The 25,169-nt window shown below is 73.2% G+C and carries 22 protein-coding genes; 8 read left to right on the top strand and 14 right to left on the bottom strand.

Going from position 1 to position 25,169, the window contains the following annotated elements; all coding sequences use genetic code 11:
- Window positions 1-178, top strand: a 178-nt coding sequence (locus FGF04_RS40870) for a transposase family protein (protein ID WP_328596273.1), incomplete at its 5' end; no start/stop codon positions are given.
- Window positions 179-274: 96 nt separating this feature from the next.
- Here the strand turns inward: FGF04_RS40870 and FGF04_RS04070 are convergent.
- Window positions 275-1,123 (bottom strand): LysR family transcriptional regulator, encoded by an 849-nt coding sequence (locus FGF04_RS04070; RefSeq protein WP_149509823.1) that lies wholly within the window; start codon window positions 1,121-1,123, stop codon window positions 275-277.
- Window positions 1,124-1,230: 107 nt separating this feature from the next.
- Here FGF04_RS04070 and FGF04_RS04065 point away from each other — a divergent pair, with 107 nt between their 5' ends.
- Window positions 1,231-2,013, top strand: a complete 783-nt coding sequence (locus FGF04_RS04065) for an NADPH-dependent F420 reductase (protein WP_149509822.1) — start codon at window positions 1,231-1,233, stop codon at window positions 2,011-2,013.
- A 107-nt stretch (window positions 2,014-2,120) separates the two neighbouring features.
- Here FGF04_RS04065 and FGF04_RS04060 read toward each other — a convergent pair whose 3' ends face one another.
- A complete protein-coding gene (locus FGF04_RS04060; RefSeq protein ID WP_149509821.1) occupies window positions 2,121-2,399 on the bottom strand; it encodes a DUF6158 family protein in 279 nt (92 codons plus the stop codon).
- A 105-nt stretch (window positions 2,400-2,504) separates the two neighbouring features.
- Entirely contained in the window at window positions 2,505-3,470 is a 966-nt protein-coding gene (locus tag FGF04_RS04055; RefSeq protein ID WP_149509820.1) for an Lrp/AsnC family transcriptional regulator, read from the bottom strand.
- Between the two features lie 85 nt (window positions 3,471-3,555).
- Between FGF04_RS04055 and FGF04_RS04050 the strand changes: the two genes are divergently transcribed.
- The gene (locus FGF04_RS04050; RefSeq protein ID WP_149509819.1) at window positions 3,556-5,016 is read left to right on the top strand and encodes an MFS transporter; all 1,461 of its coding nucleotides are present in this window, start codon (window positions 3,556-3,558) and stop codon (window positions 5,014-5,016) included.
- A gap of 128 nt (window positions 5,017-5,144) precedes the next feature.
- Here the strand turns inward: FGF04_RS04050 and FGF04_RS04045 are convergent, their stop codons facing one another.
- Entirely contained in the window at window positions 5,145-5,750 is a 606-nt protein-coding gene (locus FGF04_RS04045) for a dihydrofolate reductase family protein (protein ID WP_149509818.1), read from the bottom strand.
- A 224-nt stretch (window positions 5,751-5,974) separates the two neighbouring features.
- On the opposite strand from FGF04_RS04045, the gene FGF04_RS04040 reads away from it, so the two are divergent.
- The gene (locus FGF04_RS04040) at window positions 5,975-8,302 is read left to right on the top strand and encodes an ATP-binding protein (protein ID WP_149509817.1); all 2,328 of its coding nucleotides are present in this window, start codon (window positions 5,975-5,977) and stop codon (window positions 8,300-8,302) included.
- Here FGF04_RS04040 and FGF04_RS04035 read toward each other — a convergent pair.
- The 4 genes from FGF04_RS04035 to FGF04_RS04020 form a co-directional block, all read right to left on the bottom strand.
- Window positions 8,257-8,694, bottom strand: coding sequence for a response regulator (locus FGF04_RS04035; protein WP_149509873.1), 438 nt, complete (start codon window positions 8,692-8,694; stop codon window positions 8,257-8,259). The two genes, FGF04_RS04040 and FGF04_RS04035, sit on opposite strands and share 46 nt — an antisense overlap.
- A gap of 32 nt (window positions 8,695-8,726) precedes the next feature.
- A complete protein-coding gene (locus tag FGF04_RS04030) occupies window positions 8,727-10,514 on the bottom strand; it encodes a PP2C family protein-serine/threonine phosphatase (RefSeq protein ID WP_235882184.1) in 1,788 nt (595 codons plus the stop codon).
- Window positions 10,515-10,753: 239 nt separating this feature from the next.
- The gene (locus tag FGF04_RS04025; protein ID WP_149509815.1) at window positions 10,754-11,731 is read right to left on the bottom strand and encodes a threonine ammonia-lyase; all 978 of its coding nucleotides are present in this window, start codon (window positions 11,729-11,731) and stop codon (window positions 10,754-10,756) included.
- A 129-nt stretch (window positions 11,732-11,860) separates the two neighbouring features.
- The gene (locus FGF04_RS04020) at window positions 11,861-14,044 is read right to left on the bottom strand and encodes a zinc metalloprotease (protein ID WP_149509814.1); all 2,184 of its coding nucleotides are present in this window, start codon (window positions 14,042-14,044) and stop codon (window positions 11,861-11,863) included.
- Between the two features lie 316 nt (window positions 14,045-14,360).
- Here FGF04_RS04020 and FGF04_RS04015 point away from each other — a divergent pair, with 316 nt between their 5' ends.
- From FGF04_RS04015 to FGF04_RS04005, 3 genes are all read left to right on the top strand, one after another.
- Window positions 14,361-14,858 carry an SRPBCC family protein gene (locus FGF04_RS04015; RefSeq protein ID WP_149509813.1) on the top strand — a complete coding sequence of 166 codons (498 nt, stop codon included), beginning with the start codon at window positions 14,361-14,363 and terminating at the stop codon, window positions 14,856-14,858.
- Window positions 14,855-15,703, top strand: coding sequence for a helix-turn-helix domain-containing protein (locus FGF04_RS04010; RefSeq protein WP_149509812.1), 849 nt, complete (start codon window positions 14,855-14,857; stop codon window positions 15,701-15,703). The genes FGF04_RS04015 and FGF04_RS04010 overlap by 4 nt, the downstream gene beginning before the upstream one ends.
- Before the next feature lie 812 nt (window positions 15,704-16,515).
- Window positions 16,516-17,013, top strand: coding sequence for an FBP domain-containing protein (locus FGF04_RS04005; protein ID WP_149509811.1), 498 nt, complete (start codon window positions 16,516-16,518; stop codon window positions 17,011-17,013).
- A gap of 82 nt (window positions 17,014-17,095) precedes the next feature.
- Here the strand turns inward: FGF04_RS04005 and FGF04_RS04000 are convergent, their stop codons facing one another.
- From FGF04_RS04000 to FGF04_RS03980, 5 genes are all read right to left on the bottom strand, one after another.
- Complete coding sequence (locus FGF04_RS04000; protein WP_149509810.1) at window positions 17,096-18,271, bottom strand: zinc-dependent alcohol dehydrogenase; 1,176 nt, start codon at window positions 18,269-18,271, stop codon at window positions 17,096-17,098.
- The gene (locus FGF04_RS03995; protein WP_149509809.1) at window positions 18,268-19,209 is read right to left on the bottom strand and encodes an SRPBCC family protein; all 942 of its coding nucleotides are present in this window, start codon (window positions 19,207-19,209) and stop codon (window positions 18,268-18,270) included. Before FGF04_RS03995 ends, FGF04_RS04000 begins: the two co-directional genes overlap by 4 nt.
- A 317-nt stretch (window positions 19,210-19,526) precedes the next feature.
- A complete protein-coding gene (locus FGF04_RS03990) occupies window positions 19,527-20,690 on the bottom strand; it encodes a glutathione-independent formaldehyde dehydrogenase (protein ID WP_149509808.1) in 1,164 nt (387 codons plus the stop codon).
- A gap of 322 nt (window positions 20,691-21,012) precedes the next feature.
- Window positions 21,013-22,200: a hypothetical protein gene (locus tag FGF04_RS03985; RefSeq protein WP_149509807.1), complete on the bottom strand. Its 1,188-nt coding sequence runs from the start codon at window positions 22,198-22,200 to the stop codon at window positions 21,013-21,015.
- A 465-nt stretch (window positions 22,201-22,665) separates the two neighbouring features.
- Window positions 22,666-23,439, bottom strand: a complete 774-nt coding sequence (locus FGF04_RS03980) for a TetR/AcrR family transcriptional regulator (RefSeq protein ID WP_149509806.1) — start codon at window positions 23,437-23,439, stop codon at window positions 22,666-22,668.
- An 89-nt stretch (window positions 23,440-23,528) separates the two neighbouring features.
- Here FGF04_RS03980 and FGF04_RS03975 point away from each other — a divergent pair, with 89 nt between their 5' ends.
- Window positions 23,529-24,398 carry an SDR family oxidoreductase gene (locus FGF04_RS03975; protein ID WP_149509805.1) on the top strand — a complete coding sequence of 290 codons (870 nt, stop codon included), beginning with the start codon at window positions 23,529-23,531 and terminating at the stop codon, window positions 24,396-24,398.
- Window positions 24,399-24,493: 95 nt separating this feature from the next.
- Here the strand turns inward: FGF04_RS03975 and FGF04_RS03970 are convergent.
- Window positions 24,494-25,169, bottom strand: a 676-nt coding sequence (locus FGF04_RS03970) for a DUF2238 domain-containing protein (protein WP_235882183.1), incomplete at its 5' end; no start/stop codon positions are given.

The following is a 25,169-nucleotide window of genomic DNA, read 5'->3' as shown; positions in this document are numbered from 1 at the left end:
GCTGCCAGGCCAGGAGGCCGACAACGCGGACCACCGCACGGTGCGGGCCCGGGTGGAACATGTCATCGGCCGCATGAAGAACTACAAGATCCTCCGCGACTGCCGCCAACACGGCGACGGCCTCCACCACGCCGTCCAGGCCGTCGCCCACATGCACAACCTCGCCCTCGCATCATGACCAGAAGACTGTCATCACGGGTCCTGACCTGCCCAAACGCGGCCTTATGCAACACCCTCTAGGCAACGAGCCCCGGCCGGAGAGGCACGTGCGCGGTCAGTCCGCGAACGCACTCACGTACGCCGTCCGGCACGGAGCCGGGGTGGCCAGGGACGTGACGACATGGGTGTCGATGGTCACGGGTGGGTCGAGCGGAACCTGGAGCAGCCGCTCCGAGCGGCTGCCGGCGAGTTGCTCGGCCGGCAGCAGCGTCCAGCGCCCGGGGTCCTGGCTCACTTCGAAGAGCACGTTGAGCATGTCACCGGCCGGCGGCCGCGGCGGTGGTACGGGCAGGAGGGCGAGGATCGCGTCGTGCAGGGGCGGGTCCGTGTCGCGGGCGGGCAGGCGCAGGCCGTCGGGGTCGAGGTCGTGCAGGCCGAGCGCGGAGCTGCCGGCGGCGGGATGGTGCGGGGCGAGCACCGCGTGCAGCGGTTCCGACCAGGCGCGTACCACCGCCACCGTCTCGGAGGTGAGGGCGCCCCGCACCAGCGCCAGGTCCAGCTCACCGTCGCGGACGGCGTCGATGCGTGCGGCCACCGGCAGGTCGACCAGTTCCGGCTCGGCCGGGCGTTCGCCCTCGCGCAGGCGTTGCACCGCCCGGTCGAGCCGTCGCGTGGCGCAGGAGGCCACTCCGATGCGGAGGACGGCCGCCGGCTCACCGGCGACCACCCGCACCCTGGCCGCGGCGGCGAGGGCCTCACGGGACGCGGCGAGGACCCGGGCGCCGGCCGGGGTGAGCCGTACCCGGCGCGAGGTGCGCTCCAGCAGGCGCACGCCGAGGTCGCGTTCGAGACGGGCGATCTGCTGGCTCACCGCCGGCTGGACCACGTGCAGCCGCTGCGCCGCGCGGCCGAAGTGCAGTTCCTCGGCGACGGTGACGAAATACTGCAGCGCCCTGAGTTCCATCTTTCTGATCTATCACGTCATGTGATCGCTGCAGAGCGTTTCTGGTCATTGTTCGCGCAGGTCGTCCCGGGTGTGATGGATACGAGCCCGCCGAAGCGGCGCCCCTCTTGCACACCGGGTGGCGCGATGCGGGGACAGGGAAACGGAGAACAGCAGTGAGCACAACAACCCTGGGCGTCATCGGCACCGGCATGGTCGGTGCCGCGGTCGCCCGCCGCGCTGTCGACGCGGGTCTGAACGTCGTCCTGAGCAACTCACGCGGGCCCCAGGCGCTGGCCGCTCTCGTCGCCGAGCTGGGCCCGGCGGCCCGCGCGGCCACCCCGGCCGAAGCGGCGAGCGCCGGGGACCTGGTCCTCGCGGCCGTGCCGCTGACCGCGTACGAGCGGCTGCCCCGGGCGGAGCTGGTGGGCAAGACGGTGATCGACCCGATGAACTACGTGCCCAGTTACCTGCCGGTGGCGGAACTCGACAGCAACGAGCTGACGTCCAGCGAACTGGTCCAACGCCGCCTGGCGGGGGCCCGGGTGGTCAAGGCCCTGCACAGCATCGGCCCCAAGCACCTGCTGGAGCTGTGCCGCCCGGCCGGCGCCCCCGACCGCACCGCGCTGCCGCTGTCCGGCGACGATGCGCAGGCCAAGGAGCAGGTGGCCGGCCTGCTGGACGTGCTCGGCTTCGACGCGGTGGACCTCGGCCCGCTGGCCGACAGCTGGCGCAGCGAACCCAACACCGCGCTCTACGCCCTGCCGTACGTGGGACAGCCGCCGTCCGGACTGACTCCGGCGGATTTCGTGGCCTGGGTGCAACAAGCCCCCGGCACCCCCGTGTCCGCCGCCCGCATCGCAGAACTCGCCGCGACCGCGGTGCGCGGCCCCGCGGGCTTCCGTTTCTGACTTCTGGCTTCTGGTTTCTGGCCTCTGGCTTCTGACCGGCTTTCAGGTCGGGAAGCGCCGCTACGGCCGCCTCGGCACGGCCGCTGGGCCGTGCGGCGGGGCAGGGCCTAGGGGCGGGGGGTCGTCGACTGTCCGCTCACGCGTTCCCGGGCCCCCTCGCGGGTGCGGCCCGCGGCGACCGGGCGGTCCGGGTTGCGCCGCAGGTACTCCCCCTCCAGCAGTGCCATGCGCTCGTTGTGGGCCTGCAGCGCGTCGTCCGAGGCGTGGAGCAGCGTGTCGTGGCGCGTGCGGTGGATGGTCTCCAGTTCCTTCATGAGCTGCTGGTCGTCGAGCCGGGCGGCGTCGACTCCGGTCGTGGTCAGGTCCCGTTCGTCGTGTGCGTTCATGGCCCCCGGGTACCCGCCCGGCCCGCACTCCCACCGAACGGCGTACGCGCACTTCCGGCCCGCACCGCCGGCCGCGGCCGTGACCGAAGCGGAAGCGGTGGCAGGTCAGTGCACCGTGCCCAGTTGTTTGACGTGGTGCAGCAGGGGCTCCGATTCGATGCGTTCCACACCGTCCAGCGGGCCCAGCTTCCCGCTCAGGTAGCGGTAGAGCTGCGGCATGTCCCGGCAGACGACGAGGGCCTGTACGTTCGTCGGACCGGTGGTGGCCGCCGCGAAGACGACCTCCCGGTGTGCGCGAAGTGCCGCGCCGACGGCCGCCAGCCGGGCGGGGGCCACCGTCAGCCAGAGCAGGACCGGCGCGCGGAACCCGTACAGCTCCACGTCGACCTCCACGTCGGTGTAGAGCGACCCGGACTCGAACAGGTCCTGCATCCGGCGGCGGGTGGTCGACTCCGGCCAACCGGCGGCGGCCGCCAACTCCGCGTAGCTGAGGCGTCCGTCGCGGGCGAGCGCCTCCAGCAGGGGCGTGTCCGCGGGGGTCAGGCGCGCCGCCGGCCGGTCGCTTCCCTGCGGTGGGCGGGCCGGGGTCAGGGCGGTGATCTGTTCGGCGCTCAGCGCGTCGTCGTGCAGGTCCGGGCCGACCGCGCCGCCGACGAACTGGTGGATGACGCAGTGCGCGCTGACCGAGGTCACCTGCGGGGTCCGAGGCAGCTTGTCCAGCAGCAGGGTCTGCCGGTCGGCCGAGGCCGGCACCCGCGCCATGCAGGCGACCTCGGTACCGCCGGAGGTGATCGACACCCAGCCGGTGTCCGGGCGGCGGGCCAGGGCGCCGGCGATCCGCGGCGCCGACTGCGGGGCGGTGCGCAGGCGGATCAGCCAGGTTTCGTAGCCCAGCCGGATGGGGTTGGGCACGCTGACCACCCGCAGGCCCGCCTCGGCGCGCAGCCGGCGGTAGCGCCGGGCGACGGTCTGGTCGGAGACGCCGAGCACCGCACCGATCTCCCGGTAGGCGGCCCGGCCGTTGATCCGCAGCGCGTGTGTCACCTGCCGGTCCAGCTCATCGATTTCCACCGCGCCAGCCTAGCCGGTGTCGAGATCCGCAAGGATGGCGAGAACGGCTGGGGAAAGCCGTACGGGGGTCGGCATCCTGCGGTGCATGCGTAAATGGTCTCCTCTGATCGCCGTGTGTCTCGGCACCTTCCTGCTGCTCGTGGACGTCCTCATCGTCGTCGTCGCCCTGCCGGCGATCTCCGACGATTTCCGGGCGGACTACGCCGACCTCCAGTGGGTCGTCGACGGGTACGCCCTGTCCCTGGCCGCCCTGGTGCTCGGCGCCGGCTCGCTCGCCGACCGGTTCGGCCGCCGCCGCCTCTACCTGATCGGCATCGGCGTCTTCGCCCTCTCCTCGCTGCTGTGTGCGGCGGCCCCGGACGAACAGGCCCTGATCGCCGCCCGGATCCTCCAGGGCCTGGGCGGCGCGGCCATGTTCGCGTGCACCGCGGCCCTGCTCAACTTCACCTACCACGGCCGCGACCGGGGCGTCGCGTTCGGCATCTGGGGCGCGGTCAACGGCCTCGCCGCCGCGGCGGGCCCGCTGGTGGGCGGGCTGCTCACCGAGCACCTCGGGTGGCGGTGGGTGTTCCTGGTCAACCTGCCGGTCTGCGTGGTCGCGGTCTGGTTCACCGTGCGCGGGGTGAGCGAGTCCCGGGCGCCGCGCGGTGGCCGCCTGGACCTGTCCGGCACGATCGGCTTCACCGTGGCGGCGGCCGCCGTGACGTACGGCCTGATCCGCGCCGGTGAAGCCGGCTGGGGCGACGGCACGGCCCTGACCGCGTTCGCCGCCGGCCTGGCGGCCCTGGTGCTGTTCCTGGTCGCCGAAGCCCGCTCGGACCACCCGATGCTCGATCTGGCCCTGTTCCGCCGGACGCCGTTCACCGTCCTGATCGTCGCCGCGTTCCTCACCCAGGCCGCCGCCTTCGGCTCGCTGCCGTTCATCACCGTCTGGCTGCAACAGGTGCTCGGCAACGGTCCCGTCGACGCCGGCCTGTACGGGGCTCTGCCGATGGCCGCCGCCTCCCTGGTCGTCGGCGCGGGTGCCGGCCGGCTCCTGCAGAGGATCGCACCGCGCTGGACCGTGGGGCTGGGTCTGCTGCTGATCGCCGCCGGGAACCTGCTCCAGGCCCGGATCGGCGCGGACAGCACCGGCACGGTCCTGATCCCCGGGCTGATCGTGGCCGGCCTCGGCGTCGGCAGCGTCCTGCCCGCGAACGCCTCGGCGCTGCTGGCCGAGGTGCCGCGCGAGCGCAGCGGGATGGCGGGCGGGGCGCTCAACACCTTCCGCCAGCTCGGACTCGCGCTCGGCGTGGCGGTCTTCGGAACCGTCTTCACCGACCGGGTCGCCCAGGCACACGGCTCGCCGGCCGGGTTCGCCGACGGGCTCGACGCGATCCTGCGGATCGCCTCCGCGACCGCCCTGGCCGCCGGGGTCCTGGTGCTCGTCCTGCTGCGCAAGCACGCCACACCGCACGCCACGCCGCAGGTCGCGGCACCGGACCCGGCACAGGCCGCGGCTCCGGCTCCGGCTCCGGAGGGAGCAGCGCCGCCGGTCCGCCGATGAGGGTGCGTACTCCCGTACCCCACCCCGGGTGCGGTCGCGGACGGGTTCGGCGGACGATTCGTCCGGGAGAGTGAGGGCCGCCCGCGGCCGGCCAGTGTGGGCATACGGAACGGCGTACGGAGCGGCCGTCACGCAGGAGCGCCCAGCGGTGGGTACTCCAGCACGCGGGGCTTGTACTCGACCAGCTGGATGCGGCCGTCGAAGGTGCGGTGCCCGGTCATGTCGAGGGCGACGTCCGGATAGCCGTCGTAGATGCGCTCCGCGCCCGTGGCCCCGGTGATCACCGGGAACATCACGACCCGGAAGCGGTCGACGAGTCCGGCGCGCAGCAGGGAGCGGCACAGGCTGAGGCTGCCGATCGTGCTGAGGAGCCCCGGCCCCTCCGCCTTCATGGCGCGGACCGCCTCGACCGCGTCGTCGCGCACGAGCGTGGAGTTGGCCCAGGTCAGCGGCTCCTTGAGGGAGGAGGAGAACACCACCTTGGGCGCGCGCGTGAGTTCGTCGACGGAGGCCTCCTCCTCGGCCCTGAACGCGTCCTGGCCGTCGGGCACCTGGCCGGCGGCGAAGCCGGACATCAGGCGGTAGGTGTTGGCTCCCATCAGACGGGTGGCCTCGGGCTGTTCGCCCAGCCATGCGAGGTACTCCGGGCCTTCCAGGCCCCAGAACCCGGGCCACCCCTCTCCCGACGCGTAGCCGTCGAGGGAGGTGATGAAGTCGACGAGAAGCTCCGGCATGACGATGTCCTTCCTCAAGGTGTCATGAGCGTGGACCGGCCGCGGGCGGCGAACTCATCGGCCGCGCCGGGAAGGGCCGGGACGGGACGGGAAAACCCGCCCGAGCGTCCGGCGGCCGCCGACAGCGCCCCTGTCCTCCTCGCCCGTGCGGAGCCTGCGTGCGGGGCCTCGTGCGGGGCCTGCTGCGATGATGGCGGTCCACGGCTCGGAGGGATCGTCCAGGTATGCACGAGAACTGGCTGTCGCGGCGGGCGCACCTGGCGGAGGCGGCGGTGCCGGGCGGGTTCGACCTCTCGGAGTGCGTGCGGGAGCAGATCCACCTGCTCGGCGGCGTCCAGTCGCACGGGACCCTGCTGGCGGTCGATCCGCACACCCTGCTGGTGGACACGGCCGCCGACAACGTCGAGGCGTTCCTGGGGGTGCCGGTCGGCGAGCTGGTGGGGCGGCCGGTGACCGGGGTGCTCGACGCCGGGGACTGGGCGGAGGCGCTGGCGTCGGCGCCCGAGGACGGCACGGTCGCCGGGTTCCCGGTGTCCGCCGGGGCCCCGGGACGCCGGGCCCCGTTCGACGTGTCCGTGCACCGGCGCGAGGGCCTGCTGGTGCTGGAGTTCGAACCCCGGGACGAGGACTCCACGGCGCGTTCCGGGGACTTCTACGAGAGGGTGCGCCGCGCGCTGAACCGGCTGCGCTCGGCCACCTCGGTGCAGGCCTGCTGCCGGGCCGCGGTGACCGAGGTGTCCCGGCTGACCGGCTACGACCGGGTGGTGGCCTACCGCTTCGACGGCTTCGAGGGGCCGGGCGAGGTCGTCGCGGAGGCCGTCACAGAGGGCTGGGAGCCGTGGCTGGGCCTGTGGTTCCCCGCCACCGACGTGCCCCCGCAGGCGCGGCGCCTGTACGAGGAGAACTGGATCCGGATGATCGTGGACGTCGACGACCCCACGGCGCACCTGTGGCCGCCGCTGCGGGAGTCGACCGGCACGGCGCTGGACCTCTCGGGTGCCGCGCTGCGCACGGTCTCGGGCTTCCACCTCGAATACCTGCGCAACATCGGTGTGCGGTCCTCGATGTCGGTGTCGCTGCTGCGGGAGGGGCGGCTGTGGGGGCTGATCGCCTGCCACGGCCGGCGGCCCACCGCCCTCGCGCCGGCGGTGCGGCTGGCCTGCGAGGTCTTCGGGGCGGCCTTCTCCATGCAGTTGGCGGCGCTGGAGGAGCGCGAGCGCGCCGACGCGCTGGAGCGTTCCGGGCGGGAGGCGTCCGCCGTCGCCGCGGCGCTGGAAGTGGACGTCGACACCTCCCTGATGCGCCACGCGGCCGAGGTCGCCCGCCTGGCCGGGGCGGACGGCGTGCTCCTGGTGCGGGACGGGCGGATGTCCGCCGCCGGCCCGGCGGTGCCCGGGGAGCTGGCCGGCGTCCTGAGCCGGTTCGCGGCCCGCTGCGTGCCGGGCGAGGTGTGGGCGAGCGACCGGCTGGCGGAGACGGTGGCCGAGGACGCCCAGGACGCCGAGGGCCCCGTACCGGACACGGGCGAGGTGGCCGGGGTGCTGCTGCTGCCCCTGGGGTCCGCCGGGGACTGTCTGGTCTGGACGCGGCGGGAGCGGCCGGTCCCCCGGCAGTGGGCGGCGGACCCGGCCCGTCCGGTGACGGTCGGTCCCCGGGGCGAACGGCTGACGCCGCGGGGGTCGGGGGCGGTCTTCCGGTCGGTCATCCGCGGCCGCAGCGCGCCGTGGACCAGACGGGAGGAGGCCGCGGCCACCGAGCTGGGCAGGCTGCTGACGGGCCTGGTGATGCGGCGCGCCGACGAGCTGCGCCGGCTCAACAGCGAGCTGCGGATGACCAACACGGACCTCGACTCGTTCGCCCATGTCACCGCGCACGACCTCAAGGAGCCCCTGCGCGGCATCTCCAACGCGGCCACCTTCACCCTCGAGGACGCGGCGGGCCGGCTGGACGCCACGAGCGTGCGGCGCCTGGAGACGGTGCGGCGGCTGGCGGTCCGCATGGACGATCTGCTCAACTCCCTGCTGGTGTACGCCCGGATGGGCCGTGCCGGGCTGCGGCGCGCCGATGTCCTGCTGGACGAGGTCGTCGACGCGGCGCTGGAGGTGGCCGGGCCCCGGCTGGCCGAGCAGCGGGTGCGGCTGGTGCGTCCCCCGGCGCTGCCGCGGGTGCACGCCGATGCCGACCGGGTCTACGAGATCCTGGTGAACCTGCTGGTGAACGCGGCCAAGTACGCGGCCGACCGGCCCGACCGCACGGTGGAGATCGCGGTCGAGCAGACGGTGCCGCCCGAGGGCGCGGCGGCGGTGGCGGCCGTCGTGGTGCGGGACAACGGCATCGGGATCCCCGAGGAGCAGCACGCCGAGGTCTTCGAGCTGTTCCGCCGGCTGCACGGTCCTGCGGAGCACGGGGGCGGCACCGGGGTGGGGCTGGCCATCGTCAAGCGGATCGTGGAACGGCACGGCGGGCAGGTGTGGCTGACCAGCGCCCGCGGGCGGGGCAGCGCCTTCTACTTCACGCTCGGCGAGGGGCCGGAGCCCGGGGACGGCGGCTGACGCCCGCTCTGCTGCCAGTAGTCGACCGCGCCCTTGAGGACGGTGCGGAACAGCTCGAAGTTGAGCGGCTTGTAGATGTAGGTGTCCGCGCCGGCCGCGTAGCAGGCGTCGACCTCGGCGGGCGCGGTCGAGGAGGTGAACACCACCACCTTCACCCGGGCAAGTTCGGGCCGGGCGCGGATCGTCTCCAGCAGGGCGTGCCCGCCGATGCCCGGCATGTTGAGGTCGAGCAGGATGATGCCGGGCACCTCGTCGGCGTCCGCCAGCCGCTCGACCAGTCCCTCGCCGCGCGTGACGAATTCCAGCCGCAGCAGGGGGTGGGTCTGCGACAGGGCGCGCTGGACGGCCTCCGCGTCCTCCTCGGAGTCCTCGACGACCAGCAGGCGGCCCATGTCGGGCTGCTTGCCCGGGGGGTGGTTCTGGTTCACGGCTGTCCTTTCACCGATGCGATCAGCACGGCGGTGTCGTCGTCCCCCGAGGTACGGAAGGCGGATGCGGCCGCGGCGAGCCGTGCCGCCGGGCTCTCGCCCCGGGCGGCGTACTGCGCGACCGCGGCCGGCAGGTGCTCCTCGAAGTGCGTTCCGTCCGCGGACCGTGCCTCGGTCAGTCCGTCGGTGAACATCACCACGCTGTCCCCGGCGGCCAGGCGTATGCGGGTGGGCTCGTAGGCGGTCTCGGGGACGACGCCGAGCAGCATGCCCGGGGCCGGGATCTGCTCGACCCGCCCGTCGGCGCGCCGCACGAGCGGCCAGGGGTGGCCGGCGCCCGCTATCTCGGCGTCCCAGCCGTCCGCCGCGGGGGTCAGCACCACGACCAGCGCGGTGACGAACCGCGAGGCGCCCTCGCCGGTGAGGGCGCGGTTGAGCCGCGACAGCGCCGGTGCGGGGGCCATGCCGTCCTCCAGCAGGGTGCGCAGGGTGTGCCGGGCCAGGCCGGTGAAGGCGGCGGCCTCCGCGCCCCGGCCGCACACGTCGCCGATGAACAGCACGACCCGGTCCTTGGCGGCCACCGCGTCGTAGAAGTCGCCGCCCACGTCCAGGCTGGTGTCCCCCACGTCGTAGGCGGCGCTCAGCTCCAGTCCCGGCGCCGCGGGCAGGGCCCGCGGCAGCAGGTGCTTCTGGAGCAGCTGCACGTGCCGGCGCCGCTGCTCGTAGAGCGTGGTGGTGTCGATGGCCAGGGCCGCCCGGCCGGACAGGTCCGCGAGCATCCGCTGGTCCGTCAGGCCGGTGTCGTCGCCGCCGTAGAGGAAGGTCAGGGTTCCCAGCGTGCGTCCGCGGGCGCGCAGCGGCGTGATGCTCAGGGCGCGCACGGTGGCGCCCTGGCCGGCGGCGTCCGGCCCGAAGGGCCCGCCCGCGAGGTCGGCGTCCCGCAGGGTCCTGACCTCGGGGTGTTCGGCGCCGCGCTGCAGCTGCGCCCGCAGCCAGGCGTCGTCGTGGGCGACCTGGGCCAGCCAGGACTGCGCGGTGGCCGCGACGTGCGCGGTGGCCACGGACCGGGGCAGGCCGCCGGGTCCGAACAGGTGCACCACGCAGCCCTCCGCGACGGCCGGCACGGCCAGTCTGGCCACCCGGTGCAGGGTCTCCGCCACGTCGAGGCTGGCGTCCATCTGGAGGGAGGCCTCGGCGAGGAAGGCGTCCCTGGCCTGCCGGCGCTCGTGGAGCCTGGCCTCCAGGATGCGCCGGTTGCTGGCGCTGAGCACGTCCGCGATCTGGGACAGCTGGTCGCCCAGCAGCTGTGCCTGTGCGCCGGCGGGCTCGTGGTCCAGTCCCACCCACAGACCGGCGCTGTCGCCGTCGGCCAGCGGGAAGAGGCAGGCGACGGCCCAGCGGGCGTGCGCCCGCGCCAGCAGTTGCCCGGCGGGGGCGAGCGCGGCGTCGCCGGGGCGGGCGAAGGCGTGGGAGCGCACCTGCGGTCCGCCGGCCCCGGGGAGCACGGCGGGGTGGTGGGTGCCGAACGGCCACTGGGCCGAGAGCGCGGGCCAGGTGGTGGGCTCGTCCTGGCCGGGCCGCGCGCACCTGACGTAGGTGAGGCCCTGCTCGCCCCAGCGGGCGCCGACCACCACGGCCGTGCCGGGGCGCTGCAGCAGTACGCGGTAGACGAGCGAGGCGACGGCGGTGACGTCCTGGACGTCGAGCGCCGCGCGCCACAGCTTGTGCAGGGATCTCCACCAGTCGTCCGGAGTCCCCGACGACGGGCTTGCGGCCTGTTTCACCGGTGGTCTCCATCGGCAGGGGGCAGGGACGGCGGGCCTGTGCGGACCGGACCGTCCAGGCATGCAAAAGACTCGCACGCCGCAGGTCGGAGTTCCCCGCGGGGCGCAGGTCTCACCCGATCGCGTACGCCGGATCGCCCGGGTGTGCGGCGCGGGCGGTCCGGCGCGGACTTCGCCTTCGGGGTCCGCGCCGCCGCTCGGCAGCGCGACCGCTCCAGGGAGTCCGGTGCGGGCCGTTGTCAGGACGGGTGCAGGGGCGCGCCGATCCAGCGGCGGTACGCGTCCATGTCGACGTTGGCGCCGCACACGAGGGTGGCCACGTGCCGGCCGGCGAAGCGGTCACGGTCTTCGAGGATCGCCGCGACACCGAGCGCGGCCGACGGCTCGACGACAAGGCCGGCCTGTTCGAAGAGGAGCCGCATACCGGCGACGATCGACGCCTCCTCGACGAGGACGGCGTCGTCGGCGACCACGAGGAGGTCGGCCAGGACGGCCGGGATGGGGTACCGGCCGGCGACGCCGTCCGCGATGGTGTCGGTCGCAGCCGTGGTCACGACGCGCCGCCGGTGCCACGAGCGGGTCAGGGCCGGTGCGCCCGCCGGCTGGACGCAGATCACCTCGACACCGGGCGCCAGGGCCTTCATCACATGGCCCACGCCGGTGGCCAGCGCCCCGCCGCCCAGGGCGATCAGGACGGCGTCGAAGGACGGCGCGGTGGCCGCCAGTTCCAGGCCGATGGTCGCCGCGCCCTCGCAGGTCTCGATATCCAGGCTGTCCTCGACCAGCCGGATGCCCTCGTGGCGTGCGATGGCCGCGGCCCGCTCGCGCGCCAGCTCGTGGTCGCCGTCCACCAGTTCCAGCCCGGCGCCCAGTGCGCGGATGCGGTCGAGCTTGGCGCGCGTGGCGAAGCGGGAGGCCACGACCGTGACGTCGAGTCCGCGGCCCCGGCCGGACCAGGCCAGGGCCTGGCCGAGGTTGCCCGCGCTGGCGCACACCACGGCCCGCGGACCGTCCTGGGCGAGCCGGCCGGCGACCACCTCGGTGCCGCGGCCCTTGAAGCTGCGCACCGGGTTCGCCGTTTCGAGCTTGATGCTCACCGCGCAGCCCAGATGGGGTTCCAGCGCCTCGCAGCGGTAGAGCGCGGTGTCGAGGAACACCGGGTCGATCACCCGGCGGGCCGCCCGGATCCGGGCGGTGTCGAGACGCGTCTGCTGCACGGCCCGCAGCCTAGGGCCTGTCTGACGGCCCTCGGACGGCCCTTAAAGGGGTGCCGGTGTGCTGCGCAGCTGCGTCGGCTGCGCGGCCGGCGGTGTGGTCGTGGCCGCCGGCCGTGCTCGTCCTGGAGGTCAGTGGCTGTGCGGGCTGTCCGAGGCGGCCCGCAGCGAACTGACCACCGTGGGCGGGACGTTGCGGGCGGCCAGGGTGTCGGCCACGGCGCCGGTCAGGCGGGCGGCCTCCTGGGCGGTGCGGCCCCCGGTCGCGGCGAGGGCGGCCGCCACCTGTTCGACCTGCCGGCTCAGCCCGATGTGGCCGAGGGTGTCGGCGGCGGCGCCCGGGTCGCCGTACGCCTTCTCGATCAGCGGCAGGGCCTGTTCCGGGTCGGGGGCGAGGGTCCTGAACTCCTTGAGGTGCGGGTCCTGGGGGTCCTCGATGAGGATCTGGCCCGGCACGGTGGCCGTGCGGCTGAGGGCCGCGGCGGCGTGGACGGCCAGGGCGCTGTCCGGCAGGCGCGTCACGGTCTCGCGCAGGACTTCGTTGGCGCGGTCGAGGGCAGGTGTGTTGCCCCGGCTGCCGCCGAAGGCGAGCACCCGGCCGACCTCGTCCGTGTACACGTCCGGGGCCAGCACCTCCTCCTCGCGACTCCTGGGCGGCCTCACCTCGATGTGCAGGGGCGCGGAGAGGACCTCGCCGGACTCGGTGGCGAGCAGTGCGCGGATCCGGTAGCGCCCGGGCTCGGCCAGGTCGAACCCGTTGAGTCCGGCGCTCAGGAACAGCGGCGCGTAGAGCGACTGGCCGGGCTGCAGGACGTAGGGGTCGGCCAGGTAGCAGTGCCGGGCGTACGGCAGCCACTGGCGGGCGTCCCGGCCGTCGGCCGCGATGATCACGCTCAGCCGTTCGCCGAGCAGGGCGTTGCGGTCCACCGTGATGGGCGCGATCGAGGTGTTCTTCAGTTTCACCTCGGCGACCACCGGCTCCAGTGCCTCGAAGCGCGCAGCTGTGCGGTGGACGCGCACGGTGAGCTGCAGGGCGTTGGGCCTGGCCTTGCGTACCTGTTCGAAGCCGTGCTCGTCGAACCAGGGGGCGGCGCCCTGTTTGACGACCCGTTCCGGGGCGTGGCGCAGGAAGAGGAGTTCGTTCTCGCTGAACCCGTAGCGGAATCCGGCGAAGAAGGCGGGCTCCCCGCCGGGGTAGGCGAAGGGGTAGTTCATGTAGCTGAAGGCCAGGGGCTCGTTCGCCAACGGCACCCACGGGGAGCCGAAGTCGATGTTCTTCTGCCAGGAGTGCGCGAGGTTGAAGGTGTGCCCGATCTCGTGCACGGCGGTCCAGAAACGCAGCCGGCGCACCGCCTGGTCCGACTGCGGGTCGCCCGGGCGCGGGGTGGAGATGAAGGAGTTGCTGAAGATCGCGCAGCCCTGGCGCTGGGCGGTGCCGATGTCGTCGAACATGATCCCGCCGAGATCGGGGCCCTGGATGTGCCGGCCGGCGAACAGCGTCCACAGCTGCCACTGGGGGGTGTCGGCCCACTTGGACCAGTGCGCCTGCATGGCGTCGTGCATCTCGATGTCGGTCCACAGGCTGTCGGTGCCCGCCTTGATGACCGGGACGACGTCGTCGCCGCCGGACTTGGTGACGGCGATGCCCAGGCGGGTGAAGGCGTCCTGGACGGTCAGGGTGGCGTTGGGCAGGTCGGCGGGCCGGTTGGGGTGCGCGTGCAGGGGATAGTCGATGACCGCGGTGGCGTCGTCGACGCGGTCGTACTCGATGCCCACCTGCCGGAAGGCGGCCCGCCGGAAGACATAGGTGCGCATCACGTCGGGGTGGCCGCCGCCGGTGAACTTCACCCGCGCCCTGCGCGGCCCGCCGGAGGGCGGGCCGCCCGCCAGCTTCACCAGCACGTGCGTGTGCGGTTCCAGGGAGGCGGTGCCGTCGCGGTAGCTGATCGCTCCCGCGTACCCCTGCTGTACGGCGCTCCAGCTCACCCGTGCGATCCAGGTGATGCTGCCGCCGGGGAGCCGGGACCTGGCGCCGCTGACGGTCATGGTCGGCATCAGGCCGTCCACGTCGACACGGAGCTCCTCCACCACCAGCGCCGCGCCCGCGTCGGCATCGGCGACGGCAGCGGCGGCTCCGGACTCGGCCCGGCCGTTCTCGGACGCGACCGGGTCGCTGTCCGCCGCCGACGCCGTCAAGTCCGCGGCGGTCGCGGAGGGTTGAAGGGTGTAGAGCCCGCTGCGCCGCAGGGGCGCCGCCGCGGCCGCGGAGGGCTCCGTCCCGGCCGACGGAACGCGCTCCAGGTCGTCGATGCTCATGTGTTCCTCCCCCGGGGATTTCCGGATCCCGGGCAGGCCCCGGAGCTCCGATGCGCCCACCGTCCTGCCGCCCTGAGGGCCCGTCAATGCGCACATTGACGGATTGCCGCACCGCCCCGGCCCCCGGCGCAGGCCACTTGCGTCTTGCGCCGGTCCCTGTCGCGGCAGGCGGGCGGGTGGCACCGCTCCCCCGCCGGCGACGCGCGGCGCGGCACGGTTCCCACGGGACGGCAAGGGTGCGGGGCGAGGGTGCGGGGTGAGGGTATGTACTGGCAGGTGTCTGCCTGGGGCGGGTGCCGGCCGCGATGCTCGTGCCATGACCACACCGAGTGTCCCCATCACCGTCTTCGCCCGTACGACGTCCAGCCCCGCGCACACCTACCAAGTCGTCGTGCCCATCGACCTGCCCCAGGTGTTCAAGCCGTGGGGCCCCTTCCCCGGCGTCGCGCAGGTGCGCGACCAGAGCGGCCCCTGGGACCGGCCGGGGACCTCGCGCCGAACCTGGTTCACCGACGGCTCCCAGGCCGACGAACGGCTCACCGAGACCGCGCCGGGGCACGGGTTCGCCTACGAGCTGAGCGGCTTCACCAACGTGCTGGCCAAGCTGGTCTCCGGGGTGCGCGGCGAATGGTCGTTCCTGCCCGACGGCACCGGCACGTCGATCCGGTGGACGTACGACTTCCGGCCGCTGCCGGGCCGCCGCTGGATCGTCGCGGGGCCCTTCAAGCCGCTGTGGGCCCGCTACATGCGCGCCGCGCTCACCCGGATGGTGGCCGTGGTGCAGGAAACGCCCGGTGACATCATGGAGGCGTGAGCGACCTGAGCTTCGGCGCCCTGCTGCGCGGCTGGCGCGACCGCCTCGACCCGGCCGAGGCCGGCTACGCGCGGTCGGCCCGCCGCCGCGCCCCGGGCCTGCGCCGCGAGGAACTCGCCGAGCTGGCCGGCCTGTCCGTCGAGTACGTGCTGCGCCTGGAGCAGGGCCGGGCCACCCACCCCTCCGCGCAGGTGGTCTCGGCCGTCGCCCGCGCGCTGCGGCTCACCCCGGGCGAACGCGACCAGCTCTTCCGCGCCGCCGGCCTGCTCGCCCCGCGCGACCGCACCGTCGGCACCCATGTGCCGCCGAGCATCCGGCGTCTGGTCGCCCGCCTCGGCGACCTCCCCATCGGCGTGTTCGCCGCCGACTGGAGCCTGCTGTGGTGGAACGACATGTGGACGGCCCTGCACGGCGACCCGTCCGGCCTGCCGCCCGCCGAACGCAACCTCGCCCGCGCGCTCTTCGGCACGGGAGAGGGCCGCTGGCACCTGCGCCCGGTCTCCTCGGCGGCCGGGGAGGACGCGTTCGAGACGGCGGTCGTCGCGGACCTGCGCGAAGCCGTCGCCCGCTACCCGGCCGACCCCGAACTGGCCGCGCTCGTGGACGACTTGCGCACGGCCTCGCCGCTCTTCGGCGAACTGTGGGCGGTGGCGGGCATGCGGCAACTGACCGGGGACCTGAAGACGATCGGCCATCCCGAGCTCGGCGACGTCACCCTGGACTGCGACGTGCTGACCGTGCCGGGGGTCGACCTGCGCATCGTCACCTACACAGCGGCCCCCGGAACCCGCGGCGCCGACCAGCTCGACCTGATGCGCGCACCCCGGCTCAGCGAGGCCCGCTGACCACCCCGGGCAGGGCGGCGGACGCGTCCGGCATCCGGCCGCTCATCCGCGGTGAGGGGTCCGCAGGGCGCGGGCGAGGTACCGGCCGACGCCGGCCGCACCCCCTCCCCCGGGTGCGCGGGTGATCGACAATTCCGGTCGTGCGGGGGCGTCGATGGGATATCGTGGCCGGGATTCCGTGCGGCAGGTCCTCTGCCGCCCCACTCGGCGCGCTCGGCGTCGACACGCACCGCGTGCCCTGCCCGGAAGGAGGCGAGAGACATGGACCGTGCCGAATGCGTTGCGCCCATAGTTGCCTCCGGCCGTGTGCCCTGCCTCCCCTGCGGCGCGCGGTAACTCTCCCCCTCTCTCCTGTTTCCTGTCCGCGGCATCCTTCTGGGGTGCCGCGTCACGAGACGTCCTGGCCCGCGCGGTTCGTCACCGCGCGGGTCGCGGGGGCGCGCGCCCGAAGACGGGCCCTTCTCCTGCCGGTCACCGTGATCCGGGCGCTGTGCGCCGTGCGGCCGGCAGGAGCGCCGGCGTGTGTGACACGCGGCCGGTGAGGCAGGCCCCGGGTGCTGTCCGCGGTGCCCGGCTGCCTCACCGCCCTGCCGTGTCCCCGTGCCGTGTGCACCGGCCCGTCGTCGTCCCCGCGACCGTCCCCGGCCACCGGCCGCTCCCCAGACCGTGAGGTCCCCGCCGCACCCGCGGCACCGGATCCAAGGCGCTGATGGGCACTGGTGGGCGCCGGAGCGCGCCGGGAACGACGCAGCGGCCCGACGGGGCGGGCCGCCTTGCGCCATCGTCCACCTCATCACCTCGAAGGAACTTCCGTGAAAGCCCTGACCGAGCGCGACATCCGCACCTCGTTCGTCAACTGCTCCAAGGGCGAGGCCAAACGCCTCCCCCTGCCCAAGGACCTGGCCGACCTCGGCCACTGGGACGACCTGGACTTCCTGGGCTGGTTCGACCTGTCCGCGCCCGATCGCAGGTATCTCGTCGTCGAACGCGCCGACGGACTGGTCGGGCTGTCCCTGCGCTCCGCCTCCGGCAGCCGCAGCTTCCTGCGCCGCAGCCTGTGCTCGCTGTGCCTGACCGCGCATCCCGGCAGCGGCGTCGTCCTCATGACCGCCCCCAAGGCGGGCCCGGCCGGCCGCGAGGGCAACTCGGTCGGCATCTACCTCTGCGCCGACCTGGACTGCTCGCTGTACGCGCGGGGCAGGAAGAAGGCGGCCCCGGGCGGGCGCATGGAGGAGTCCCTGACCGTCGAGCAGCAGATCGAGCGCCTGCGCGGCAACCTCGACGCGTTCGTCGAGCGGGTCCTGCAGTAGAACCCGGCAAGGGGCAGGGGCTCGGCGACGGTGGTCGCCGAGCCCCTGCCCCTGTCTCTGCCTGTGCCCTGCTGCGTGGTTCTCAGGGGCTGAGGACGACCTTCTCGCAGTGGTCCTTCTTGTTCTTGAACAGGTCGTAGCCGGTCGGTGCCTCGGTCAGGGGCAGCCGGTGGGTGATGATCCGGGTGGGGTCGATCTTGCCCTGTTCGATCATGCCCAGCAGCGGCTTCATGTACCTCTGCACGTGGCACTGTCCGGTGCGCAGGGTCAGGGACCTGTTCATCCAGGCGCCCGCCGGGAACTTGTCGACCAGTCCGCCGTACACGCCGATCACGGACACCACACCGCCGCTGCGGCAGGACATGATGGCCTGGCGCAGGACGTGCGGCCGGTCGCTCTCGGAGCGGACCGCCTGCTTGGCGCGGTCGTAGAGGTGGACGTGGGCGGCGCCGTGCGTGGCCTCCATGCCGACCGCGTCGATGCACTTGTCGGGACCCCGGCCGCCGGTGAGTTCGAGGAGGGCGGAGCGTACGTCGGTGTCCTCGAAGTCGATGGTGGTGTAGCCCTGGGCGGAGGCCATGTCGAGCCGGTAGTTCTCCTTGTCGATCGCGATGACCTTCTCCGCGCCCAGGACCCGGGCGCTGTCCATGGCGAACTGGCCGACCGGTCCGGCGCCCCAGACGGCGACGACGTCGCCTTCCTGGATGTCGCACATGTCGGCGCCCATGAACCCGGTCGGCAGGATGTCGGACAGGAACAGCACCTGCTCGTCACTGAGGTCCGACTCGATCTTGAGGGCGTTGACGTCGGCGAACACCACCCGGGCGTACTCGGCCTGGCCGCCGGCGAAGCCACCGGTGAGGTGGGAGTAGCCGTAGATGCCCGCGGTGGGGTGGCCGAACATCTTCTCCGAGATGCCGGCGTTGGGGTTGGTGTTCTCGCAGCACGAGTACAGCTGTGCGCGACAGGACGCGCAGGAGCCGCAGGCGATGGGGAAGGGCACCACGACCCGGTCGCCGACGCGCAGGGTGTCGGCGTTGATGCCGGGGCCGACCTCGACGACCTCTCCCATGAACTCGTGGCCCAGGATGTCGCCCTTCTCCATGGTGGGGACGTAGCCGTCGACCAGGTGGAGGTCGGAGCCGCAGATCGCCGTCGCGGTGATCTTCACGATGGCGTCGCGGCTGTTGAGGATCGAGGGGTCGGGGACGTCCTGCACCTCGACCGAGTTGCGTCCCGTCCAGCAGTTGGCCTTCATGTCAGGGCCTCCTTCAGTTCGTTCTCGGTCAGCGGCCGGGCCGGGTGCTGCGGGAACTCGCCGCGGGCGCGCTTGCCGCCGGGTGCGCCCTCGGAGCGGACGACCTCGCCGGTTTCCGCGATCTGCTTGAAGCGGCGCAGGTCGTCGTCGAGTTGCTGGTGCGGTTCCTCGCCGAAGTAGCGTGCCGCGGCCTTGCCCACCGCTCCCCCGGGCAGGTCGTAGCGCAGGGTCACGCGCAGCTCGGTGCCCCGGTCGCCGGGAGCGGGTACGAAACGCACCTCGCCGGAGTTGTCGACGTCGGCGTCGCCCACCGACCGCCAGGCCATCAGCTGGCCGGGGACGTCCTGGGTGGTCTCGGCGTCCCACTCGACCGTCTTGCCGAACGGCGCGCTGGCCTGCCAGTGGCTGGTGCGCGGGCCGGTGACGTGCACCGCGTCCAGGTGCGCCATGAACTGCGGCAGTCGCTCCAGGTCCTTCCAGAGGGCGTACACCTCCTCCGGAGGGCGGTTGACGGTGGTGGCCGCGGTCAGTTCCATGGGGCTGCTCCTACCGGTGCGGGTCACGGCCGCGTACACGTCCGTGGCGGTGATGGCGGTGACCGCGGCCGTCGCGGCGACGGTGCGGCCCAGGCCGCGGCCGTCGTGGTTCTTCAGGGCCCGGGTCAGCATCGTCAGGTCCATGAGGTCGCCGCCGACGCGGCCCCAGAGCCAGGCCGGGTTCGGCCGCCGCCCCAGCAGTCCGGCGGCGGCCGCCAGCTCGCGTACGCCGACGGCGGTGGTGGCCGAGCGGTGCCGGACGGCGTCGCCCACGCCCAGGGCCCGGGCGAAGCCGGCCGGGGCGAGGACCTGGGGCACGCCCAGGGCGGCGCTGGCCCAGCCGAGGCCGCGCACGAGCGGATCGTGTCGCAGGCTGGAAGCGGAAGGGGTGTCAGTTGTCATGATCGCTCCTCACGTGCAGTGCGGTGAGGCGAGGTGAAGTGAGGTGGACGGAAGACGGGCCACCACCGGGAGGGGAAGGGGAAGGGCGCGCGGCGGACAGTGCCGGAGTTTCCCCATGACGGGCATTCATGCCTCGGTTCCACCGGGGGCTTCGGACCGGATCCGGTCCGTGGGATCCGGTCCGTGCGGTGCGCGCCCGTCGAGTTGGGCGGGTGGGGCCCGTCGTGCGCCCTGTCGGGCCGGACGACGGGTCCCGTCGCCGCTCGTCCTTGCGGAGGGTCCGGAAGGAGTCACGCCGGCGGCGTTCCTCAACCCTCTTACCGTGTGTGGCCGTTGGGGTGCAGGATCACCTTGGTCCAGCCGTCGTCGCGGGCGTCGAAGTGCTCGTAGGCGGTGGGGGCCTCGTCCAGGCCGAGCTCGTGGGAGACGATGAAGCTCGGCTTCGCCTTCCCGCCGGCGATCAGGTCCCGCAGCGCCCGGTTGTACTTCTTCACCGGCGCCTGCCCGGTGCCCATCTGCTGGCCCTTGAACCACATCAGGCCGAAGTCGATCGGGACCTTGCCCTGCGCCTCCAGCTCGCTCTGGGCCTCCGCGCCGCCGGGGTCCTCGGGCAGGAAGACGCCCACCACGCCGATGTGGCCCGTGAACCTGACCGAGTCGATCAGGCCGTTGAGCGTGAGGGAGGCGTCCTCGCGTCCCTGGGGGTCGTGCGCCTGGTAGCCGACGCATTCGCAGCCGTTGTCGGCGCCCAGACCCAGGGTCGCCTCCTTGACGACCTCCGCCGGGTCCTGTTCGGCGGTGTTGATCGGGATGGCCCCGATCTCCTCCGCCTTGCGCAGCCGGTCGGGCTGGTGGTCGGCCACCCAGACGCGGCCGGCGCCCTTGAGGAGGGCGGAGTAGGCCGCCATCTGCCCGACGGGACCGGCGCCGAAGATGATCGTCTGGTCGCCCGGCTTGACCTGGGCCATCTCGGTGGCGTGATAGCCGGTGGGGAAGATGTCGGCGAGCATCACGTAGTCCGCCTGCCGCTCGGCGGCGTCCTCACCCAGGCGCAGCGCGTTGAAGTCGCCGTAGGGCACGCGCAGCAGTTCCGCCTGGCCGCCCTGGTAGGGGCCCATGTCGGCGAATCCGTAGGCGGCGCCCGCGAGCTCCGGTTCCGGCTGCATGGTCAGGCAGTAGTTGGTCAGTCCCCGCTCGCACTGCTTGCAGAAGCCGCAGGCGATGTTGAAGGGCAGGACCACGTACTGGCCGACCTGGACCTTGCGGACGGCCGGGCCGACCTCCACCACCTGGCCCATGTTCTCGTGTCCCAGCGTGCGGCCGGACTCGAACGAGGTGCGGCCCTCGTACATGTGCAGGTCCGAGCCGCAGATGTTGGTGGTGGTGATCTTGACGAGGATGTCGCAGGGGTGCTCGATCTTCGCATCCGGCACGTCCTTGACGGTGACCGTCCGCGGACCTTCGTATACCGCTGCTTTCATGATGGCGATCCCTCTGAATCACGGCATGACCGCACCACTGCGGCGAGGGAGACGGCGCGAAGAACCCCACTCCCGGACGTCGGACGCCTGAGGGCTGGTGGGACGCGGTGCGTGACTCCGGCATACCTTGACGGGGCGTCCACCCGGTGCGGATGAACGGCGCTGCCGGAAACCCGTGACGCGGAGCCCGATGCTCCGGCGGCGTAGGGGCCGGGTCCCCATCGCATCCCGAGGCGAAACAGCCATATATACGTCAATCGCTGAAATCCTCGGATCCGGTACGGCCACCGGTCGCCGGCGCATCCGCCGCCCGGATCCCGGCCTAGTCGCCGCGGTCGTTCCGGTCGTCGTGGTCGTCCTGCTCGTCGTGGTCGCCCTGCTCGTCGTGGCTGTCGTGGAGTGTGTTGCGGCGTTCCTGTTCGCGTTTGGAGTAGGCGGCCGCCCGGATCGCCTCGTCGCTCTCCAGACCCGAGCCCAGCGCGCCACCCGCCGTGGCCACCGAGGCGACGAACCAGGCCAGCGTCCAGTACTCCGCGGCGTGCAGCGGGCTGCGGGTGAGGGAGCTGAAGGCCTGGCCGTTGAGGATGAACAGCGCCCACACCAGGTTGACAGCCAGCAGTCCGACGTAGCAGATGATCACCCCGATGGCCACGGTGAGGACCGTCGAGGCGTTGTAGAGGACCGCTCTCTTTTTCGCCTGCGGCAACGCCTTGTCCGTTCGGTGCCACAGGTGCGCGTCCACGATCAGCCAGCCGATCATGAGCGCGAGGGACCCGACCATGGCGATCACCAGGCGCGGTGTGCTCAGGGACACGGACAGGGTCCAGATGGTGGAGTTCACGGTGGCGACCGCCCCGGTGGCCAGCGCGGCGGCCAGGGCTTTGGACAGGCCCGGCACCAGGCGCCAGGGCCGGTTGGCGCGGACCATGCCGCTGAGCACCCGCAGGTAGCCGCGCGGCCCGCTGACGACATACCGCCAGCCGGCGCTGTCCTGCTCACCGGCCGGGTCCGCGTGCACGGGCGCGAAACGACTGGCAATGCGCTCCGGCGCCGACCGGTCCGCCGACCGGTCCGCCGACGACTCCCCGGCCTCGTCGGGCCGGGGGCTCGCCAGGCTGAGCACGGCCTCCTCCACCACCCGCCTGGCCCTGCTCTGCAGCCGCAGGCCTCCCAGCGCGGGAAGGGACAGCAGCGCCAGAGCGTGTTCGTGACTCACGTCCACCACGAGCTTGCGCCCGTGCGTGTGCAGCGGCAGGTCCGTGAGGGCCACCACGACGTCCCAGTCCTCCTCCTCCACGCGCTCGGCGATCCGGCGCACCAGGGTCGACGGGTCCTCGGTCCCCGCGGTGAAGGGCTCGCTGATCACCTCGACGTCGAACCGCCGCCCCTTGCCCCATCTGTCGGCGAGCCGGTCGGGAAGGGTGCGGGCGATGTGCCGGGCGATCTCCGTGGGAGCGTCCGGATCCGCCAGAAGAGCGACGACCGTGACGTCCTGCGACGACATCCGCATGGTGGGCCCTCTCGCCGGCTGTCCCAAGCCGTCACGAGTGCCCCCAGGACCTCTGGGGTAACACCGGACGGCCCAGAACAGGGTCCGTCCGCGGTGTTCGTGATGTCCGTGAGGATGTCGCAGCTCACACCTTCCCTGACGGTCAGGGCGGAACAGGCGGCGGTGGTCGAGCGTTCCTCTGTATGTGGCTGCGGAGGGGACAGTGTCCCCGGGCCTCACCTATAGCCCATGGGGACGATCGTTCGGCTGAAGCCCCATGGAGCCCTCCGCCGAGAGGCGACCGCCCTCCGCACGCCACCCTTTACCGCCCCGGCTGGTCTCCCCCGTCCAGCCGGGGCTCCTTTGTGCCGTCGTGCTCCACGTGTGCCGTCATGGTCCACGGCGGGCTCTGCGCTTTGGGCTTTGGGCTTTGCGCCGCAAACCGCGCTGCCGGTTGCCGGCTATTGGTTGCCGGTTGCCGGGGTGTCAGGCCTCCGGTGTGCCGGTGTCCGCCGCCAGGCGGGTGAGCCACTCGCGCAGCAGGCGCTGCTCGGCGTCGCTGAGGACGCCGGTGTCCTCGGGGAGGGCGGCGCGCAGCGCGCGGGCTGCCGGGGCGGGGCCGGACTCCGCGGCGGGCACGGCCGGTTCGGKGCGGGTGACGGCGGCGACCATGGATTCGCGAAGGACGCTCAGCAGGGCCGGATCACGGCGTTCCGCGGGGGTGGCGTGCCAGACGGTGACGCCTCCCCGCCCGGTGGCCTGGATGATCTGGGCGGCCAGTTCCTCGTCGACCCGCAGCCATCCCGCGGCCGCCAGCCGGCGCACCCGGCCGTGGAGGATCTCCAGGCCCGCGCGGTGTGCGGCCTGCGAGCCCGTGGTGGTGGTCCGGTTCATCACGGCGAACAGCTCGGGGCGCGAGATCCCGAACTCCACCACCATGTCCCAGCCGCGGCGCAGTTCTTCCACGGGATCCTGCGGCGCGGGGTCGAGCTGCGCGCGTTTGCTCTCGAGGAACTGCGCGTAGCCGTGCTCGGCGACGGCCTCCAGCAGTCCGTCCTTGTCGCCGAAGTGGCGGTAGATGGCCGGTGGCTGCATCCCGGCCGCGGCGGCGACCGCACGGGTGCTCACCGCGTCGGGGCCGCCGCTCTCCAGCAGCTCGACGGCCGCCTCGATGATGCGCCGGCGAGGACTGTCGGGGCCGCCGGGGCTGTTGGGGCTGCCGGCGCTGTTGGGGGCGCCTGGGGTGTGACGACTGGGCATATATCGATGATATCGACTTCACGCTTCCACCGTTAGTTCCAGTGTTATCGTTGAGCTGATTCCACTGGAAACAACGTCTGGAGAACGACTTGATCATCGTGACCGGAGCCACCGGACAACTCGGCCGCCGCGTCGTCGAGCACCTCCTGGAGCGCCTGCCGGCCGACCGCGTCGGCGTCAGCGTCCGCGATCCCCGCAAGGCCCAGGACCTCGCCGGCCGCGGCGTCCGCGTGCGGCAGGGCAGCTTCGACGACCCCGCCTCGCTCGTCCACGCCTTCGAGGGCGCCGAGCAACTGCTGCTCGTCTCCCTGGACCGCACCGGCGAGGAGTGCGTCGCCGGCCACCGCACCGCGATCGACGCCGCCGTGAAGGCACAGGTCGGCCGCATCCTCTACACCAGCCAGATGGGGGCCTCCCACGACTCCCTCTTCCAGGCATGCCGCGACCACGCCCGCACCGAAGACCTGCTGCGCGCCACCGGCCTGCCCTGGACCGCGCTGCGCAACGGCTTCTACGCCAGCAGCGCGCTGCACTTCCTGGAGTCCGCCCGCCACAGCGGCGACATCGCCCTGCCCGCCGACGGGCCCGTCGCCTGGACCGGCCACGACGACCTCGCCGAGGCCACCGCGGCGATCCTCACGGATGAGGGCCGTTTCGAGGGGCCCACCCCGCCGCTCACCGCAGCGGCCGCGCTCGACTTCGACGCCATCGCCCGGACGGCGGCCCAGGTCACCGGGCGGTCCTTCACCCGCACCGTCGTGCCCGACGACGCCTTCCGCGAGCAGTCCCTGGCGCACGGCGTTCCCGCCCCGGTCGCCGATCTGCTGCTCAGCATCTTCGCGGCGGCGCGAAAGGGCGAGTTCACCGCGGTGGATTCGACCCTGGCCCACCTGATCGGCCGCCGGCCCGCCGCCTTCGGCGACCTGCTGGAGCACGCCTGGACCGCGCAGAGCGGGTGAGGCGTGCGCCCGCAAGGAGGAACGGGCACAAGGATGAACGGAACGGGCGGACGTGCCCTCGTCCTCGTCGCCGGCGGGGAGACGGAGGATCGCCCTCACGCGGTGGCGGCCGGCCGGGCCCGGTCCAGGCGGGCGAGGGCGCGGTCGTGGACGCGGCTCAGGAGCAGCAGGGCGCAGACGGCGCCGATCAGGGCGCAGAACATGTCCCACTGGGTGTCCCAGGCGTCTCCCTGCGTGCCCAGGAAGGCGTCCGCGGCCTCTCCCCCGGTGACCGCGGCGAGCCATTCCAGCATCTCGAAGACGGCGCTGAAGGCGAGGCAGGCGCAGACGGTGAGCGGGGCGAGCCAGCGGCTGCCGCGCAACGGGGAGGTGCGGACGAGGAGTTCGCGGACCAGGACGGCCGGGACGAAGCCCTGCACGAGGTGGCCGAAGCGGTCGTAGGGGTTGCGGTCCCATCCGAGCCAGTCGCGCACCCAGTCCCCGGCGGGCACCTGCGCGTAGGTGTAGTGGCCGCCCACGATGAGGACCAGGGCGTGCGCCGCCAGCAGGGCGCACAGCAGACCGCTCAGCGGGAAGCGGTGGCGCAGCAGGATCGCCAGCGGCAGGCCCGCCATCACCCATACCGTCTCCAGCAGCCAGGTCGTCGGATCGGCCGCGCCGAACCTCGACACGAGGAGCGCCGCGGTCACCGCGAGGGCCAGGGCGGCCGGCAGACGGCGCCGGGCCGAGGGCCCCGCGTCCGGCGTCGGGGCGAGGGCGGGGGCCGGGGGC

It is taken from the genome of Streptomyces apricus (assembly GCF_008369065.1).
Taxonomy (GTDB): Bacteria; Actinomycetota; Actinomycetes; order Streptomycetales; family Streptomycetaceae; genus Streptomyces; species Streptomyces apricus.
This window is presented reverse-complemented; position numbering and strand designations above follow the sequence as displayed.